The organism is Zobellella denitrificans (assembly GCF_002237365.1).
Lineage (GTDB): Bacteria > Pseudomonadota > Gammaproteobacteria > Enterobacterales > Aeromonadaceae > Oceanimonas > Oceanimonas denitrificans.
This window is the reverse complement of sequence record NZ_NMUO01000090.1, coordinates 1-16,131: the sequence shown is the minus strand read 5'-3', so window position 1 is coordinate 16,131 and position 16,131 is coordinate 1. Positions and strand designations below refer to the sequence as shown.

Annotated in this window: 13 protein-coding genes; 7 read left to right on the top strand and 6 right to left on the bottom strand. The window is 65.8% G+C overall.

Features of this window, described 5'->3' with window-relative positions; genetic code table 11:
- A partial coding sequence (locus CGX12_RS15865) for a molybdopterin-dependent oxidoreductase (protein ID WP_254918318.1) occupies window positions 1-1,695 on the bottom strand: 1,695 nt, incomplete at its 3' end.
- A 423-nt stretch (window positions 1,696-2,118) separates the two neighbouring features.
- On the bottom strand, window positions 2,119-3,423 hold the full coding sequence (gene tolC / locus CGX12_RS15860; protein WP_094040827.1) for an outer membrane channel protein TolC: 1,305 nt from the start codon (window positions 3,421-3,423) through the stop codon (window positions 2,119-2,121).
- Window positions 3,424-3,637: 214 nt separating this feature from the next.
- Here tolC and nudF point away from each other — a divergent pair, with 214 nt between their 5' ends.
- The 4 genes from nudF to CGX12_RS15840 all read left to right on the top strand — a co-directional run bounded on the left by nudF (window position 3,638) and on the right by CGX12_RS15840 (window position 6,909).
- Complete coding sequence (gene nudF, locus CGX12_RS15855; protein ID WP_094040826.1) at window positions 3,638-4,258, top strand: ADP-ribose diphosphatase; 621 nt, start codon at window positions 3,638-3,640, stop codon at window positions 4,256-4,258.
- 20 nt (window positions 4,259-4,278) lie between these two features.
- Window positions 4,279-4,722 carry a DUF1249 domain-containing protein gene (locus tag CGX12_RS15850; protein ID WP_232513366.1) on the top strand — a complete coding sequence of 148 codons (444 nt, stop codon included), beginning with the start codon at window positions 4,279-4,281 and terminating at the stop codon, window positions 4,720-4,722.
- Between the two features lie 56 nt (window positions 4,723-4,778).
- Window positions 4,779-5,564: a 3',5'-cyclic-AMP phosphodiesterase gene (gene cpdA / locus CGX12_RS15845; protein WP_254918319.1), complete on the top strand. Its 786-nt coding sequence runs from the start codon at window positions 4,779-4,781 to the stop codon at window positions 5,562-5,564.
- A gap of 61 nt (window positions 5,565-5,625) precedes the next feature.
- Entirely contained in the window at window positions 5,626-6,909 is a 1,284-nt protein-coding gene (locus CGX12_RS15840; RefSeq protein ID WP_094040823.1) for a nitrate regulatory protein, read from the top strand.
- A 1-nt stretch (window position 6,910) separates the two neighbouring features.
- Here the strand turns inward: CGX12_RS15840 and CGX12_RS15835 are convergent, their stop codons facing one another.
- Genes CGX12_RS15835 through CGX12_RS15825 form a run of 3 tightly spaced genes read right to left on the bottom strand, consistent with a single transcriptional unit; the run spans window position 6,911 to window position 9,952 of the window.
- Window positions 6,911-7,756 (bottom strand): ABC transporter ATP-binding protein, encoded by an 846-nt coding sequence (locus tag CGX12_RS15835; RefSeq protein ID WP_094040822.1) that lies wholly within the window; start codon window positions 7,754-7,756, stop codon window positions 6,911-6,913.
- Window positions 7,757-7,767: 11 nt separating this feature from the next.
- Entirely contained in the window at window positions 7,768-8,625 is an 858-nt protein-coding gene (gene ntrB, locus CGX12_RS15830; RefSeq protein WP_094040821.1) for a nitrate ABC transporter permease, read from the bottom strand.
- Window positions 8,626-8,644: 19 nt separating this feature from the next.
- Window positions 8,645-9,952: a CmpA/NrtA family ABC transporter substrate-binding protein gene (locus CGX12_RS15825; protein WP_094040820.1), complete on the bottom strand. Its 1,308-nt coding sequence runs from the start codon at window positions 9,950-9,952 to the stop codon at window positions 8,645-8,647.
- A gap of 334 nt (window positions 9,953-10,286) precedes the next feature.
- On the opposite strand from CGX12_RS15825, the gene CGX12_RS15820 reads away from it, so the two are divergent.
- From CGX12_RS15820 to parC, 3 genes are all read left to right on the top strand, one after another.
- Window positions 10,287-10,859 carry a YqiA/YcfP family alpha/beta fold hydrolase gene (locus CGX12_RS15820; RefSeq protein ID WP_094040819.1) on the top strand — a complete coding sequence of 191 codons (573 nt, stop codon included), beginning with the start codon at window positions 10,287-10,289 and terminating at the stop codon, window positions 10,857-10,859.
- 581 nt (window positions 10,860-11,440) lie between these two features.
- Complete coding sequence (gene parE, locus CGX12_RS15815; protein WP_094040818.1) at window positions 11,441-13,336, top strand: DNA topoisomerase IV subunit B; 1,896 nt, start codon at window positions 11,441-11,443, stop codon at window positions 13,334-13,336.
- Between the two features lie 10 nt (window positions 13,337-13,346).
- Window positions 13,347-15,596, top strand: a complete 2,250-nt coding sequence (parC, locus tag CGX12_RS15810; protein WP_094040817.1) for a DNA topoisomerase IV subunit A — start codon at window positions 13,347-13,349, stop codon at window positions 15,594-15,596.
- A 45-nt stretch (window positions 15,597-15,641) separates the two neighbouring features.
- On the opposite strand, the gene CGX12_RS15805 is transcribed toward parC, so the two are convergent.
- Window positions 15,642-16,040, bottom strand: a complete 399-nt coding sequence (locus CGX12_RS15805) for an aldehyde dehydrogenase family protein (RefSeq protein WP_094040816.1) — start codon at window positions 16,038-16,040, stop codon at window positions 15,642-15,644.
- Between the last annotated feature and the right edge of the window lie 91 nt (window positions 16,041-16,131).

The following is a 16,131-nucleotide window of genomic DNA, read 5'->3' as shown; positions in this document are numbered from 1 at the left end:
CGGCTGGGCCGGGCGCAGCCGGGCCTTGCCGTCGGGGGTGGCGAAACGGCCATCGGTGAACAGCCGGGCCGGGCCGCCCTCCTTGCCGGACAGGGGCCAGCTGCGCGGGGTCATGGCGTCGAACTCGGCGTCGCTCAGGGTGCTGAGCGCGGAGATGTCGAACAACCGCTCGCCGCCGTTTTCGAACCCGGTGAGGGCGGCGTGCTCGCGGAAGATATCGGCGGCCGACTCGAAGGCAAAGGCCTGCTCGAAGCCCATGGCCCGGGCCACCTGGCACAGGGCCCACCAGTCCGGCCGGGCGGCGCCGGGGGCCGGCTTGAAGGGGCGCTGGCGGGAGATGGTGCGCGCCGAGTTGGGGACGGTACCGTCCTTCTCGCCCCAGCCGGCGGCGGGCAGCAGCACCTGGGCCAGTTTGGCGGTGTCGGTGTTGGGGCTGATGTCGGAAACGATCAGCAGCTCACAGCTGGCCAGGGCGCGGCGGGCCCGGTCGCTGTCCGGCAGCGATACCGCCGGGTTGGTGCCCATCACCCACAGGGCCTTGATCTCGCCGCGTTCTATCGCCGCTATCATGTCCATGGCCTTGTGGCCGGGAGACTGGGCCAGGCGGTCGGTGTTCCAGAAACGGGCCACCTTGTCCCGGTTGGCCGGGGCGAAGTCCATATGGGCCGCCAGCTGGTTGGCCAGGCCGCCCACCTCGCGTCCGCCCATGGCGTTGGGCTGGCCGGTGAGCGAGAAGGGGGCGGCGCCCGGCTTGCCGATGCGGCCGGTGAGCAGGTGGCAGTTGATGATGGCGCCGGCGTTGAGGGTGCCCTGCAGCGACTGGTTGATGCCCATGCAGAACAGGGTCAGGGTCTTGGGGTGGTCGAGGAACAGCTGGTAGAAACGCTCGAGCCGGGCGATGGACAGGCCGGTGGCCTCGGCCACCGTCTCGGGGCGGTATTCGGGCGCCGACAGCTGGCGCTGCAGCTCGTCGAAACCGGCGACATGGCGTTCCACGAAGTGGCGATCCAGGCGGTTGCTGTCGAGGATGTGGCGGGCCAGGCCGTTGAACAGCACCAGATCCGAGCCCGGGGTGATGGCCAGGTGCAAATCCGCCTGCTGGGCGGTGGCGGTGGCGCGGGGATCGATCACCACCCACTGCTGGTGCGGGTTGGCGGCCTTGGCGGCTTCCAGCCGGCGGAACAGCACCGGATGGGTCCAGGCGGTGTTGGCGCCGACGATCACCACCAGCTCGGCCTGGTCGATGTCCTCGTAGCTGGCCGGCACCGCGTCCTCGCCGAAGGCATGCTGGTGGGCGGCCACGGCGGAGGACATGCACAGCCGGGAGTTGGTGTCGATATTGGCCGAGCCGATAAAGCCCTTCATCAGCTTGTTGGCCACATAGTAGTCTTCGGTCAGCATCTGGCCCGAGCCGTAGAAGGCGATGGCGCCGGGGCCGTGGCGTTCGATCAGCTCGCCGAAGCGGCGGGCGATATGGTCGACGGCCCCGGGCCAGTCCACCTGTTCGCCGTTCACCCGCGGGTAGAGCAGGCGGTTGGGCAGGCTCTGGCTTTCGCCCAGCGCCATGCCTTTCACGCACAGCGCGCCGAGGTTGGCGGGATGGCCGGCATCACCGCTGGGAACGCCCTGGCTGTCGACCTTAACGCCGCAGCCAACGCCGCAATAGGGGCAGGTGGTATGGATCGAAGCTGTCATAGTGGCCTTGTAAAGATTAAGTGACTCTGTCACTCATAAAGCAAGGCCTGTGCCATGATGTGATTTTCTTTTTTATCAATAAATTAACAGCGAGCGCGGCGGGGAGCATGCACCATCATAAGGCAGGGACCATATGATGGTGCAACGGAGCAGGCAAAAGAAGGCGAGCGGGCCGCCGGAGAGAGTGCGCTTGGCTTAGAACCTGTTCACGATCTTTGAAAGGTTGCCTGTTACCTCTTCCAAGCCCCGCTGTTGGCTGATGGTCTAACCGACAGGCGACACCGAGCTTTGGAGAGGACAAAGAGTGCTGCTCCGCCGACCGTTGGCGCCAGGGATGGCGCCGTCGAGCCCCCAGGGATGGGTTTACGGCGAGTCGGCGGAGCAGTGCTCTTTGGCCGCGCACACCAGAGCGTAAACAGGTTCTTAGCGCTTGAGCCCGTTGTTGATGTCCACCAGATCCTGTTCGGTCAGGTTGCCGGCGGCCTGCTTGAGCCGCAACTGGCTCAGGATGTAGTTGTAGCGGGCTTCGGCCAGCTTCTGCTTGGCGTCGTACAGCTGGCGGGTGGCGTTGAGCACGTCCACTATGGTGCGGGTGCCCACCTCGTAGCCGGCCTCGGTGGCGCTGAGTGCGCTCTCGGCGGACACCACGAACTGCTCGAAGGCGCGGATGGAGCCGATGGCCGAGTTGACGTCGTTGAAAGAGGAATATACCTGGCTCTGCACCGAGCGGAAGCTGCGCTCCAGCTGTTCGCTGGCCGCCACGTAGTTGTGCTGGGCCTGCTTGATCTGGGAGCCGGTGGCGCCGCCGGTATAGAGCGGCAGCGACAGGGAGACGCCCACGGTGCCTTCGTTCAGGGTTCCGTCGCTGTTCTGGTTCGAATTCTTGTAGTCGCTGTAGCTGCTGCTCAGGCCGGCATTCAGATCCAGGGTCGGCAGGCGTCCGGACTGGGCCAGGGTGATCTGCTCGTTGGCGATGTCCTTGTTGATGCGCTGGCTGTGCAGCTCCAGGTTCTGCTCCAGGGCGATTTCCAGCCAGGCATCGGCGGCGGTGGTGGGACGCTGGGGGCTGAAGGTATCGGTATTGAGCGCGTTGAGTCGCGCATAGCTGATACCGGTGAGTTCGCGCAGCACCTCCTTGGCGTTGTTGACCGCGTTTTTCGCCGCGATTTCCTCGGCCAGGGCCTGGTCGTACTGGGCCTGGGCCTCGTGCACGTCGGTCATGGCGCTCAGTCCCACCTCGAAGCGCTGCCGGGTCTGATCCAGCTGGCGGCTGACCGCTTCCTTGTTGGCCTGCACGAAGCTCAGGGTATCCTGGGCGTTGAGCACGTCGAAATAGGCCTGGGTGGCGCGGACGATCAGGGCCTGCTGCACCTGCTGGTAGCCAACCTCGCTCTGGGCGGCGGCCTTTTCGGTGATGTCCAGGTTGATCCAGCTGGCGCGACGGTACAGTGCCTGGCCCAGGGTGGCGCCGACGTTGGTGGTACTGCGGGTGGTGCGATCGTTCTGGTTGCTCTGGGTGTAGTTGGCACCGGCGCCCAGGTTGACCTGGGGCAGCAGGGCGGCGCGGGATTCGTTGATCTGTTCGAAGGCGGCGTCACGGCGCGCCTTGGCTTCGCGTACCTGGGGGTCGTTCTGGGTGGCCTGCCGGTAGATATCCAGCAGGTCTTCGGCCTGGACCGGAGCTGCCGCGCAAAGGAGCATCAGGGTCGACAACAGCGTTTTTTTCATTATGTAGCCTTTAATAACGGATGGACCAATTATCGCCGTGCTGGGGGCAGGCATCTTGTTTTTCGTCGTTCAGTATAACGGTAGCGTGACCGTTTTTCGTTGCAGTAATATGGGGATAGCGCTAAAACGACGGCTGGCTTGTTTGTGAATGAACGTTCATTCACGTAAGCGCTAGTCTAAAATCTGCCGGTTAAATGTCAAGACGGGAGTCGATATGACCATGAAAAACCGCACCGGCTTCGGCCGGGAGGATATGCAGCTGCTGGCCGAGGAGGTAGGCTACAAGGGCTTCTTCCGCTTGCTCAAGGTACGCCTCAAACACCGGCTGTTCGCCGGTGGCTGGGGGCCGGTCCTTACCCGGGAGCTGTTCGACCGGGGCCATGCCGCCGCCGTGCTGCCCTATGATCCGGTGCGGGACGAAGTGGTGCTGGTGGAGCAGTTCCGGGTGGGCGCCATCCACGATCGCAACAGCCCCTGGCTGCTGGAGATAGTGGCGGGCATAGTGGAAGAGGGCGAGTCGGAAGAAGAGGTGGTGCGCCGCGAAGCCCGGGAAGAGGCGGGCCTGACCCTGAAAAGCCTGACCCGGGCGCTCAGCTATTTTTCCAGCCCCGGCGGCTGCAGCGAACGCATCACCGTCTTTATCGGCGAGGTGGATGCGACCGAGGCGGCCGACCACGCCGGCCTGGTCCACGAGGGCGAAGACATCCGGGTGCACCGCCTGCCCCGGGCCCGGGCGATGGAGTGGCTGGCGCAAGGAAAAATAGATAATGCCGCCAGCGTGATCGCACTACAATGGTTGGAACTGCACCGTGCGCATGGGCGCGCCGGGGCCTGAATCGAAGAGAGGAGAAGCTGTTGGTTTCGGTGATCACCACCCGCAAACATGTCCCGGATCTGAAGGCGTTGCAGCGTACCTGCGACACCAACTACCTGGCGCTGATGAAGTTGTTGCCCAAGGGGGCCACGGCGGGTGAGAGCGTGTCGGTCGGCATCAGCGACCAGGTGCTGTTCGTGCTGCGGGTGCTGGAGATCGCCCCCTACACCTGGCATGTGTCCATCGAGCAATGCACTCCCGGCCTGCCCAGCTTTATGCGCATGAAGGTGAGGGTTCGGCTCTATCATGACGTGCGCATGGCCGAAGTGTGTGCCAGCCAGCAGATTTTTGCACTGCAACCGAGTTATGATTACCCCAATAAAAACATGCATCATCCCAATGAAAAAGAACAGGTTAACCTCTTTCTGGCCGAATGGCTGAGATGTTGCCTTTACCACGGATTCAGCACGGTCAAACAGCTTTGAACAGGGCAACAACACAACCAGCACCCACCCGTCTCCAGCCCCGTCGCGCCGATGGCGTGATCGAGCTGCTGCAGATCACCGATACCCACCTCTTCGCCGGCGCCGACACCGATCTGCTGGGCATCGCCCCCTGGCGCAGTTGCCGGGCGGTGGTCGACGCCATCCTGGAGGACGACAGCCCCCGGGATCTGATCCTGGCCACCGGCGATCTGTCCCAGGATCACAGCCCCGAGTCCTACCGGCACTTTACCCGGCTGATGGGCGAGCTGGCACCGCCGGTGTTCTGGCTGCCGGGCAACCACGACGACGCCCCGGTGATGCAGGCCGAGCTGGACGCCGCCGGCATCAGCAACGCCAAGCAGCTGCTGTGCGGCAACTGGCAGATACTGCTGCTCGACACCCAGCTGCGCGGCGCCGTGCACGGCGAGCTGGCGCCGGAGCAGCTCGCGCTGCTGGAGCAGGCCATCGACGACTACCCCCACCACCACCTGCTGGTGGCGGTGCACCACCAGGCGGTGCCGGTGGGCTGCGCCTGGCTGGATCAGCACAACCTGCGCAACGCCGGCGAGCTCAAGCAGCGACTGGCGCGGCACCGGGCCGCCAAGGTGGTGCTGTTCGGCCATGTGCACCAGGGCTTCGACGAGGTGCATGACGGGGTGCGCTACCTGGCCAGTCCCTCCACCTGCATCCAGTTCAAGCCCCTGTCCGACGACTTCGCCCTGGATCATACCGCGCCGGGCTGGCGCGCCCTCACCCTCTATCCCGACGGCCGGCTCAGTACCCAGGTATGGCGGCTGCCGCCCGACGCCTTCGTGCCCGACTTCAGCGCCACCGGTTACTGACCAGCTGGCGTATTTCTTGCTTCTGTTGGATAACGCCCTTTATGTCCAACGGAGCAAGACCATGGCAGAGACTTCCGCCGGCCGACCCGACGCCACCGATTACCTGATCGCCTCCAAGGAATGCGAGATCCAGATCCTGGAACAACTGCTGCGCATGGGGCAGCTGGTGGTCTGCATCAGCCACCTGGTGCACGTCCTGCAGCGGGAGCGGGGGGCGTCCAACATGTACCTGGGCTCCCGGGGGGAGCGTTTCGGCCCCGAGCTGCAGGCCATCCGGCGCGACAGCGATCGGCAGCGGGAACAGTTCCACCAGGCCCTGGCGGCACTCAACCTGCGCCAGAACACGGTGCAGGCCGGCAGCCGGCTGCTCAACCGCATCGGCTACGCGGTGCACATATTGTCGGACATGGACCGGCTGCGGGACGAGGTCGGCCGTCAGGCCATACCGGCGGAGGCGGCCACCCGGGTCTATACCGAGCTGGTGCAGGGGCTGCTGGCGGTGGTGTTCGAGGCCGCCGACGCGGCGGTGGATCCCGATATCGCCCGGCTGCTGGTGGCCATGTTCCACTTTATGCAGGGCAAGGAGTTCACCGGCCAGGAGCGGGCGGCGGGGGCGGCGGCCTTCGCCTCCGGCCAGGGCGGGGGCGAGGTTTCGCTGCGCATCCAGCACCTGATCGAAGCCGAGGAACGCTGCTTCGAGGTGTTTGCCGGTTTCGTGGATCCGGCGTCCTGGGCGGTATGGCGCCAGTGCCAGCAGGACACCGGCCTGATCGAAGTGGAGCGCCTGCGCCGGCTGCTGTGCACCAGCAACGAGCGCACCGCCTTCGATCCCCGGCTGGGACAGCGCTGGTTCGAGGTGATGAGTGGCCGCATCGACACCATGCAGCAGGTGGAGCTGTGCCTGGCCGCCCGGCTGGAGGTGCTGTGCTCCGGCAAGCTTTACGCGGCCCGGGACAGCCTGGCCCAGCACTGTTCGGTGATCGATCTGCTGCCCCGCTTCCAGCAGGGCCAGGACGACGCCTTCGTGGTGTTCTGCTCGGCAGAGGGCGGGCTGGCCGGCAGCGACGGCTACCATGGCCTGAGCCCGCAGCTGGGCCGCTCGCTGATCGAGCTGCTGCAGTCCCAGTCCCGCCGCCTGCAGCAGATGCAGGACGAGCTCAACAATGCCCGAACGGCGCTGGAGGAGCGCAAGGTGGTGGAGCGGGCCAAGGGCCTGCTGATGACCCACCGCCGGCTGTCGGAGGAGGAGGCCCACAAACTGCTGCGCCGCACCTCCATGGAGCAGGGGCGGCGGCAGCTGGATGTGGCCAGGGAGCTGATCGCCCTGGCCGAGATGTGGACCTGATTCAGGCGCCGGCGGCTTCGGCGGCCGGCGCCTGTGCTTCCCGCCGGGGGCGCAACGGCTCCAGCTTGCGCTGTTTCTCGTAGAGGAAGCGCAGCACCTCGTGGCGGTAGTGGTTGTAGCGCGGGTTGTCGGCCAGGGCGATCCTGTCCCGGGGCCGGGGCAGGTCGATGGTGAGCACCTCGCCGATGGTGGCGGCTGGGCCATTGGTCATCATCACGATGCGATCGGAGAGCAGCACCGCCTCGTCCACGTCGTGGGTGATCATCAGCACCGTGTTGTGCAGCTCGTTCTGGATACGCATCACCTCGTCCTGCAGGTGGGCCCGGGTCAGGGCGTCGAGGGCGCCGAAGGGTTCGTCCAGCAGCAGCACCTTGGGCTCCATCGCCAGGGCCCGGGCGATGCCCACCCGCTGCTTCATGCCGCCGGAGATCTCGTCCGGGCGCTTGTGCAGGGCGTGGCTCATGTTCACCAGGGCCAGGTTGTGCAGTATCCAGTCCTGCCGTTCCGCCCTGGTCTTGCTGTGGCGGAAGGTCTTGTCCACCGCCAGGGCCACGTTTTCATAGACGGTCAGCCAGGGCAGCAGGGAGTGGTTCTGGAACACCAGGGCCCGCTCCGGGCCCGGGGCCGTGACCTCGGCCCCGTCCAGGATGACGCCGCCGCTGCTGGCGCCGGTCAGGCCGGCGACGATGTTGAGCACCGTGCTCTTGCCGCAGCCGGAGTGACCGATGATGGAGATGTATTCCCCCTTGTTCACCTTGAGGTTGACGTTCTTCAGCACCTGGGTGCTGCCGCCGGCGGTATGGTAGAGCTTGTCGACGTTTTCGATGGTCAGGTAGTGATGGCTCATGATGTTCCTCCTCAGGCGGCGCTGGTGCCGCGGCTTACCCATTGGCCGAAGACCGCGACGATGCGGTCGAGTATGAAGCCCACCAGGCCCACGTAGATCAGGGCCAGTACGATGTCGCTGAGCAGCGAGGCGTTCCAGGCGTCCCAGATAAAGAAGCCGATGCCCACGCCGCCGATCAGCATCTCGGCGGCGACGATGGCCAGCCACGACAGGCCGACCCCGATGCGCAGCCCGGAGAAGATATAGGGGGCCGCGGCGGGCAGCATGATGCGGGTAAAGTATTCCAGGCCGTTGAGCCGGAGCACCCGGGCCACGTTGCGGTAATCCTCGGGAATGTTGCGCACCCCCACCGAGGTGTTGATGATGATGGGCCAGATCGAGGTGATGAAGATCACGAAGATGGCGGACGGGCTGCTGTCCTGGAAGCCGGCCAGGGAGATCGGCAGCCAGGCCAGGGGCGGCACGGTGCGCAGCACCTGGAAGAGGGGATCCAGGCCGCGCATGGCCCAGGTGGACTGGCCCACCAGTACCCCCAGGCTCACGCCCACCAGCACCGCCAGGCTGTAGCCGTAGGCCACCCGCTCCAGGCTGGCCAGGATCTGCCAGGCCATGCCCACGTCGTTGCCGCCGTTGTTATAAAAGGGATCGGTGATCAGCTCCCAGGTATCGCTCAGCACCTGGCTGGGGGCCGGCAGGGCGGCGTTGCTGCCGGAGCACAGCAGCTCCCACAGCAGCAGCAGCCCGGCCAGGATCACCAGGGGGGGCGCCAGGTGGTTCAGGCCGTAGCGCAGCACGGGGCCGAGGGGGGCCGGCCGGGGCGCTCGCCGGGCGAGCGCGGGAGTCGGGGAAGAAGTGCTTTGGGTGGTCATGGTTATGCTCCTTGCGGCCTCAGGCCAGCTTCTTGATGGCCAGGCTGTCCAGGTAGGCCATGGGGTTTTCGGGATCGAACTGCTTGCCGTCGAAGAAGGTTTCGACACCGCGGGAGGTGGAGGCGGGGATGTCGGCCTTGTCCACCCCCAGCTCGGCGGCGGCGGCCCGCCACAGATCCTCCCGGTTGACCCGGGCGATCAGGGACTGGGTGTCGAGGTCGGTGGGCAGGTAGCCCCAGCGCATGTTCTCGGTCAGGAACCAGAGGTCATGGCTCTGGAAGGGATAGGAGGCGTTGTCCTTCCAGAAGCGCATCTGGTGGGGGCTGTTCTCCACGACGCGGCCGGTGCCGTAGTCGAAATGGCCCTGCATGCGGTTGATGATGTCCTTGACCGGGGCGTTGATCCAGCGGCGCTTGGCGCAAATCGCCGCCACTTCGGCGCGGTTTTCCGGCTGCTCGCAGAAGATCTGCGCTTCCATGATCGCCTTGAGCAGGGCCTTGGTGGCGTTGGGGTTCTGGTCCACGTAGTCGGCGCGCATGGCGAAGGCCTTCTCCGGATGGCCGGCCCAGATCTCGCCCGTGGTCAGGGCGGAGTAGCCGATGCCCTGGTTGATCAGCTGCTCGTTCCAGGGTTCACCCACGCAGAAGGTGTCCATGCTGCCCACCTTCATGTTGGCCACCATCTGGGGCGGCGGCACCACTATGGTGGCGATGTCCTGGTTGGGGTCTATGCCGCCGGCCGCCATCCAGTAGCGGAGCCAGAGGTCATGGGTGCCGCCGGGGAAGGTCATGGCGGCGCGCACCGGGCTGCCGCCGTTCTGCTTGGCCGCCAGCGCCTGTTTGAACTCGGCCAGATCCAGCCCGACCTTGAGATCCTGGTATTCCTTGCCCACCGAGATGCCCTGGCCGGCCAGGTTGAGCCGGGCCAGTATGTACATGGGGGTGGGCACGTTGTTGGCGGTCATGGCGCCGGTGGTGAGCAGATAGGGCATGGGCGTGAGGATGTGGGCGCCGTCGATGCCGTTGCTGGCCGAGCCCAGCACCAGGTTGTCGCGGGTGGTGCCCCAGGAGGACTGCTTGAGCACCTCCACCTCGGTCATGCCGTGCTTGGCGAAGAAGCCCTTCTCGTCGGCCACGAACAGCGGCGCCGCGTCGGACAGGGCGATAAAGCCCAGCTTGGCGGACCTGGTTTCGAGCGGGCCCGCGCTCTGTGCCGCCAGGCCCAGGCTCGGCAGGCTGCTCCACAGGGCGGCCCCGCCGGCCGCGGCCAGGGAGGCCTTCAGAAAGCGCCGGCGGCTGGCCGGATCCACGGTATTGTGCTTGGTCATGGTTCATTCCCTCGAAGTTTCAAAAAAAAAAAGCCCACGCGCCGCTACATCTGGGTGCAGCCTGCGGTGGGCAACGTTGCCTGAATGAGTGGGTCCGCCGTTGAACCCGTCTTGCCATGACATAAGCAGAAAGCGTGCCAGAGATCGCCGGGTTGCCTCCAAAGGGATATTTCCTAAGGGTTAACTCATTAGAGGTAACAGAAGCCGCGGCCGGAGGGTGGAAAAAAGCGCCATCCTGGTGCGTTTTGCACCGGATAAAGGCAGCGCCGGACGTTGAGCTTGCCCGGGCGGACGGGTAAGCTCGGGGCTGCGATTTTCATCCAGGAGCATCCTTATGGCGGCCACGCTGCTTTATCTGCACGGCTTCAACTCCTCCCCCCGGTCGATCAAGGCCCGGCTGATGGGGGAGCATCTCGCCCGGCACCGGCCCGATATCCGCCTGGTGTGTCCGCAGCTGGCGGCCACCCCGGCGGCGGCCTGGAGCCAGATAGCGGCGATTTGCGACGGGCTGGACGGCCCCTTCGGGGTGGCGGGCAGCTCCCTCGGGGGCTTCTGGGCCACCCGGGTGGCGGAGCTGTACGGGGTGCGCGCGGTGGTGATCAACCCGGCGGTCAATCCTCATATATTGCTCGGCGACTGGCTGGGCGAACAGCTCAATCCCTATACCGGCGAGCGCTATGTCCTGACCTCCGGGCACATGGCCGAGCTGGCCGCCCTGCGGGTGGACGCGCCGAGCTGCCTGGAGCGCATCTGGCTGCTGCAACAACAGGGCGACGAGGTGCTCGACTACCGGGAAGCGCTGGACTACTACCGCTTCGCCCGGGTCTGCATCCAGAAGGGCGGCGACCATTCCTTTATCGGCTTCGAGCACTACTGCGCCCAGATCATCCGCTTCTTGCAGCTTTAAGCCGTAAGCCTGACTCTTGGTCACAAGTCCGGCTGTCTGATTTAACGCAAAGAAGAGGCAGCAGGGCCACCTCCGCCGACACGCCGCAAGTACGTCCCATCCCTGGCATGTGACGGTCGGCGGAGGCAATCCCTGTTGCCTCTTTCAAGCCCCGACGTCGCCTGATGGTGGTGCCAACAGGCGACACTGAGCTTTAGAGAGGACAAAGAGTGCTGCTCCGCCGACCGTTGGCGCCAGGGATGGCGCCGTCGAGCCCCCAGGGATGGGTTTATGGCGAGTCGGCGGAGTAGTGCTCTTTGGCCGCGTACACCAATCGTGAACAGGTTCTCAGAAGCGCGGCGGAGCCCCCAGGGGCGAGTATCAGGTCCCACGGTGTGCCGGAGGAGCTGTGTGCTTTGGTCGATGTTTTGCCTGATCGAAAGTCAACAGAAACTTGTGACCAAGAGTCAGGCCGTAAGCCGGAAGCTGGAGGTGTTCTTCTGGCTTCCAGCTTCCAGCTTCCAGCTTCCAGCTTCCAGCTTCAAGCTTCCGGCTTTCAGTAGTAAGATGCCCGCCAATACCCCTGATTACCGAAGGTCAATATGACATCGAGTCAATATACTGCCGACGCCATTGAGGTGCTCAATGGCCTGGAGCCGGTGCGGCGTCGCCCCGGCATGTATACGGACACCGCCCGTCCCAACCACCTGGGCCAGGAGGTCATCGACAACAGCGTGGACGAGGCCCTGGCCGGCCACGCCAGCAAGGTCGAGGTGATACTGCACGACGACCAGTCGCTCGAGGTGATCGACGACGGCCGGGGCATGCCGGTGGACATCCACCCGGAGGAAGGCATTTCCGGGGTGGAGCTGATCTTCTGCAAGCTGCACGCCGGCGGCAAGTTCTCCAACAAGAACTACCAGTTTTCCGGCGGCCTGCACGGGGTGGGCATTTCCGTGGTCAACGCCTTGAGCAGCCGGGTCGACGTCACCGTGCGCCGCGGCGGCCAGGTGTTCGAGATGGCCTTCGAGCACGGCAACAAGGTGAGCGAACTCACCGTGACCGGCACCTGTGGCCAGCGCAACACCGGCACCCGGGTGCGCTTCTGGCCCGATGCCAGCTATTTCGACTCGCCCAAATTCTCCGCCACCCGCCTGAAGCACCTGCTCAAGGCCAAGGCGGTGCTCTGCCCCGGGCTCGCCATCCGCTTCGAGGACAGGGTCAACAACGAGACCCTGGAGTGGTGCTACCAGGACGGTCTCAAGGATTACCTGGTGGAGGCGGTGAAGGAGTTCACCTGCCTGCCTGAGCAGCCGTTTACCGGTAACTTCACCGCCGAGCACTCGGCGGTGGAATGGGCCCTGACCTGGCTGCCGGACGGCGGCGAAGGGCTGGGCGAGAGCTACGTCAACCTGATCCCCACCGCCCAGGGCGGCACCCACGTCAACGGCCTGCGCCAGGGCCTGCTGGACGCCATGCGCGAGTTCTGCGAGTTCCGCAACCTGCTGCCGCGCGGGGTCAAGCTGACCCCGGACGACATCTGGGAACGCTGTGCCTACATCCTGTCGGTGAAGATGCAGGATCCCCAGTTCGCCGGCCAGACCAAGGAGCGGCTGTCGTCGCGCCAGAGCGCGGCCTTCGTCTCCGGGGTGGTGAAAGACGCCTTCAGCCTGTGGCTAAACCAGCATATCGAGCTGGCCGAACAGATCGCCGAGCTGTGCATCAGCAGCGCCCAGCGCCGGCTGCGCCAGGCCAAGAAGGTGGTGCGCAAGAAGGTGACCCAGGGCCCGGCCCTGCCCGGCAAGCTGACCGACTGCGCCTGCTCGGATCCCATGCAGGGCGAACTGTTCCTGGTGGAAGGGGACTCGGCCGGCGGCAGCGCCAAGCAGGCGCGGGACCGGGAGTTCCAGGCCATCATGCCGCTGCGTGGCAAGATCCTGAACACCTGGGAAGTGGAGTCCGGCCAGGTGCTGGCCTCCCAGGAAGTGCACGACATCTCGGTGGCCATCGGCCTGGATCCGGACTCGGACGACCTGTCCGACCTGCGCTACGGCAAGGTGTGTATCCTGGCCGACGCCGACTCGGACGGCCTGCACATCGCCACCCTGCTGTGCGCCCTGTTCGTGCGCCACTTCCGCACCCTGGTGGAGCGGGGCCATGTGTACGTGGCCATGCCGCCCCTGTACCGCATCGACGTGGGCAAGGAGGTGTTCTACGCCCTCGACGAGGACGAGCGCGACGGGGTGCTGGAGCGGATCGCCGCCGAGAAGAAAAAGGGCAAGGTGCAGGTCACCCGCTTCAAGGGCCTGGGCGAGATGAACCCCAAGCAGTTGCGCGAAACCACCCTGGATCCCAACACCCGCCGGCTGGTGCAGCTGACGGTGGAGGATGCCGAGGCCACCGAGCAACTGATGGACATGCTGCTGGCCAAGAAGCGTTCCGGCGATCGCCGGGAATGGCTGGAAACCAAGGGCAACCTGGTCGATCCCCTGGCCTGAGGACTAAAGAATGAGCAACAACGACTTTACCATGGAAGGGGTGGAGCGCCTGCCGCTGCACACCTTCACCGAGCAGGCCTACCTCAACTACTCCATGTACGTGATCATGGACCGGGCCCTGCCCCATATCGGCGACGGCCTCAAGCCGGTGCAGCGCCGCATTATCTACGCCATGAGCGAGCTGGGCCTGTCGGCCCTGTCCAAGCACAAGAAATCCGCCCGCACCGTGGGCGACGTGCTGGGCAAGTACCACCCCCACGGCGACTCCGCCTGTTACGAGGCCATGGTGCTGATGGCCCAGCCCTTCTCCTACCGCTACCCGCTGGTGGACGGCCAGGGCAACTGGGGCGCGCCGGACGATCCCAAGTCCTTCGCCGCCATGCGTTATACCGAGGCGCGGCTGTCGCGCTTTTCCGAGCTGCTGCTCTCCGAGCTGGGCCAGGGCACGGTGGAATGGATCCCCAACTTCGACGGCACCCTGAAGGAGCCGCGCATGCTGCCGGCCCGGCTGCCGCACATCCTGCTGAACGGGGTCACCGGCATCGCCGTGGGCATGGCCACCGACATCCCGCCCCACAACGTGCGGGAAGTGGCCAACGCCTGCGTGCACCTGCTGGACCACCCCCAGGCGACGGTGACCGAGCTGATGGAACATGTGGCCGGGCCCGATTACCCCACCCGGGCCGAGATCATCACCCCCAGGGCCGAGATCCGGAAGATCTACGAAACCGGCAAGGGCAGCATCAAGATGCGCGCCGTCTACCAGCTGGAGCAGGGCGACATTGTCATCACCGCCCTGCCGCACCAGGCCAGCGGCGGCAAGATCCTGGAGCAGATCGCCGCCCAGATGCAGGCCAAGAAGCTGCCGATGGTGGCGGATCTGCGCGACGAGTCGGATCACGAAAACCCGACCCGGCTGGTGATCATCCCCCGCTCCAACCGGGTGGACGTGGAGCAGCTGATGCAGCACCTGTTCGCCAGCACGGATCTGGAGAAGAACTACCGGGTCAACCTCAACATGCTGGGGCTGGACAACCGGCCCCAGGTGAAGAGCCTGGATCTGATCCTGGGCGAATGGCTGCGCTTTCGCCGCGAAACGGTGCGCAACCGGCTGCAGTACCGGCTGGACAAGGTCGAGGCCCGGCTGCACATCCTGGCCGGCTTGCTGGTCGCCTTCCTCAATATCGACGAGGTGATCCACATCATCCGCACCGAGGACGAGCCCAAGCCGGTGCTGATGGCGCGCTTCGATCTGACCGAGACCCAGGCCGAGGCCATCCTCGAGCTGAAGCTGCGCCACCTGGCGAAGCTGGAAGAGATGAAGATCCGCGGCGAACAGGACGAGCTGGCCGCCGAGCGCGACCGGCTGGCCCAGATCCTGGGCTCCGAGCGCCGGCTCAGCACCCTGCTGAAGAAGGAAATTCTGGCCGACGCCGAGAAATACGGCGACGAACGGCTCTCTCCCCTGGTGGAGCGGGAAGAGGCCAGGGCGCTCAGCGAGAAGGAGCTGGTGCCGAGCGAGCCGGTGACCGTGGTGCTGTCCGAGAAGGGCTGGATCCGCGCCGCCAAGGGGCACGAGGTGGATGGCCAAGGGCTCAGTTACAAGGCCGGCGACGGCTTCCTCGATGCCGCCCCGGGACGCAGCAACCAGATGGCGGTGTTCCTGTCCAATATCGGCCGGGCCTATGGCCTGGACGCCCACAGCCTGCCCTCGGCCCGGGGCCAGGGCGAGCCGCTGACCGGCCGCTGCAGCCTGAGCCCGGGCGAGCAGGCCAGCTTCGTGCTGATGGGGGAAGACGACAGCCTGTTCCTGCTGGCCTCCGACGCCGGCTACGGCTTCGTCTGCCGCTACGGCGACATGGTCAGCCGCAACAAGAACGGCAAGGCCCTGCTCTCGGTGCCGGAGGGCGGCCAGGTGCTCAAGCCCGCCGCCATCGGCAACCTGGACAGCGACCTGTGCATGGCCATCACCAACGAGGGGCGCATGCTGCTGTTCCCGCTCAAGGATCTGCCGCTGCTGGCCAAGGGCAAGGGCAACAAGCTGATCGGCATCCCTTCCGCCAAGGTGCAGGCCCGCGAGGACTTCGTCAAGCAGCTGGTGGTGGTGCCGCAAGGCACCAGCGTCACTCTGCACGCCGGCAAGCGCAAGCTGACCCTCAAGCCCGCCGATCTCGAGCACTACCAGGGCGAGCGCGGCCGCCGCGGCGCCCTGCTGCCCAGGGGCCTGCAACGGGTGGACGGCATCGAGCTGGAAGCCTGATAAGAGGCAACAGGAGCAAGGCCCGAGCAATCGGGCCTTGTTGTTTCAGGAGGAGTAACGTCCGTCCTGCAGGCGGCGCAGGTGCCAGGGGTTGTCGTCCTGCAGTGCCTCGGGCAGCAGGCCGGGCGGGCAGTCCTGGTAACAGACCGGGCGCAGGAAGCGCTGTATCGCCGCCGAGCCGACCGAGGTGGTGCGGCTGTCGGAGGTGGCCGGCCAGGGGCCGCCGTGCACCATGGCGTGGCACACCTCGACCCCGGTGGGAAAGCCGTTGAACAGCACCCGGCCGGCCTTGCGCTCCAGCCGTGGCAGCAGTCGCCGGGCCAGGGCGCCGTCCTGATCGTCCATCTGTACCGTGGCGGTGAGCTGGCCTTCCAGCGCATCGAGCACCGCCACCAGCTCGTTCTCGTCCCGGCAGCTCACCAGCAGGGCGCTGGCGCCGAACACCTCCTGTTGCAGTTGCGCGTCCGCCAGGAAGTGCGTGGCGCTGGTACGGAACAGCCGCGGCCGGCATCCACCGGGCCCTGGCTCTTATATA

Coding starts and splice junctions, on each gene's coding strand:
- tolC (WP_094040827.1), bottom strand. CDS start 3,423: ATGAAAAAAACGCTGTTGTCGACCCTGATGCTCCTTTGCGCGGCAGCT.
- nudF (WP_094040826.1), top strand. CDS start 3,638: ATGACCATGAAAAACCGCACCGGCTTCGGCCGGGAGGATATGCAGCTG.
- CGX12_RS15840 (WP_094040823.1), top strand. CDS start 5,626: ATGGCAGAGACTTCCGCCGGCCGACCCGACGCCACCGATTACCTGATC.
- CGX12_RS15835 (WP_094040822.1), bottom strand. CDS start 7,756: ATGAGCCATCACTACCTGACCATCGAAAACGTCGACAAGCTCTACCAT.
- ntrB (WP_094040821.1), bottom strand. CDS start 8,625: ATGACCACCCAAAGCACTTCTTCCCCGACTCCCGCGCTCGCCCGGCGA.
- CGX12_RS15825 (WP_094040820.1), bottom strand. CDS start 9,952: ATGACCAAGCACAATACCGTGGATCCGGCCAGCCGCCGGCGCTTTCTG.
- CGX12_RS15820 (WP_094040819.1), top strand. CDS start 10,287: ATGGCGGCCACGCTGCTTTATCTGCACGGCTTCAACTCCTCCCCCCGG.
- parE (WP_094040818.1), top strand. CDS start 11,441: ATGACATCGAGTCAATATACTGCCGACGCCATTGAGGTGCTCAATGGC.
- parC (WP_094040817.1), top strand. CDS start 13,347: ATGAGCAACAACGACTTTACCATGGAAGGGGTGGAGCGCCTGCCGCTG.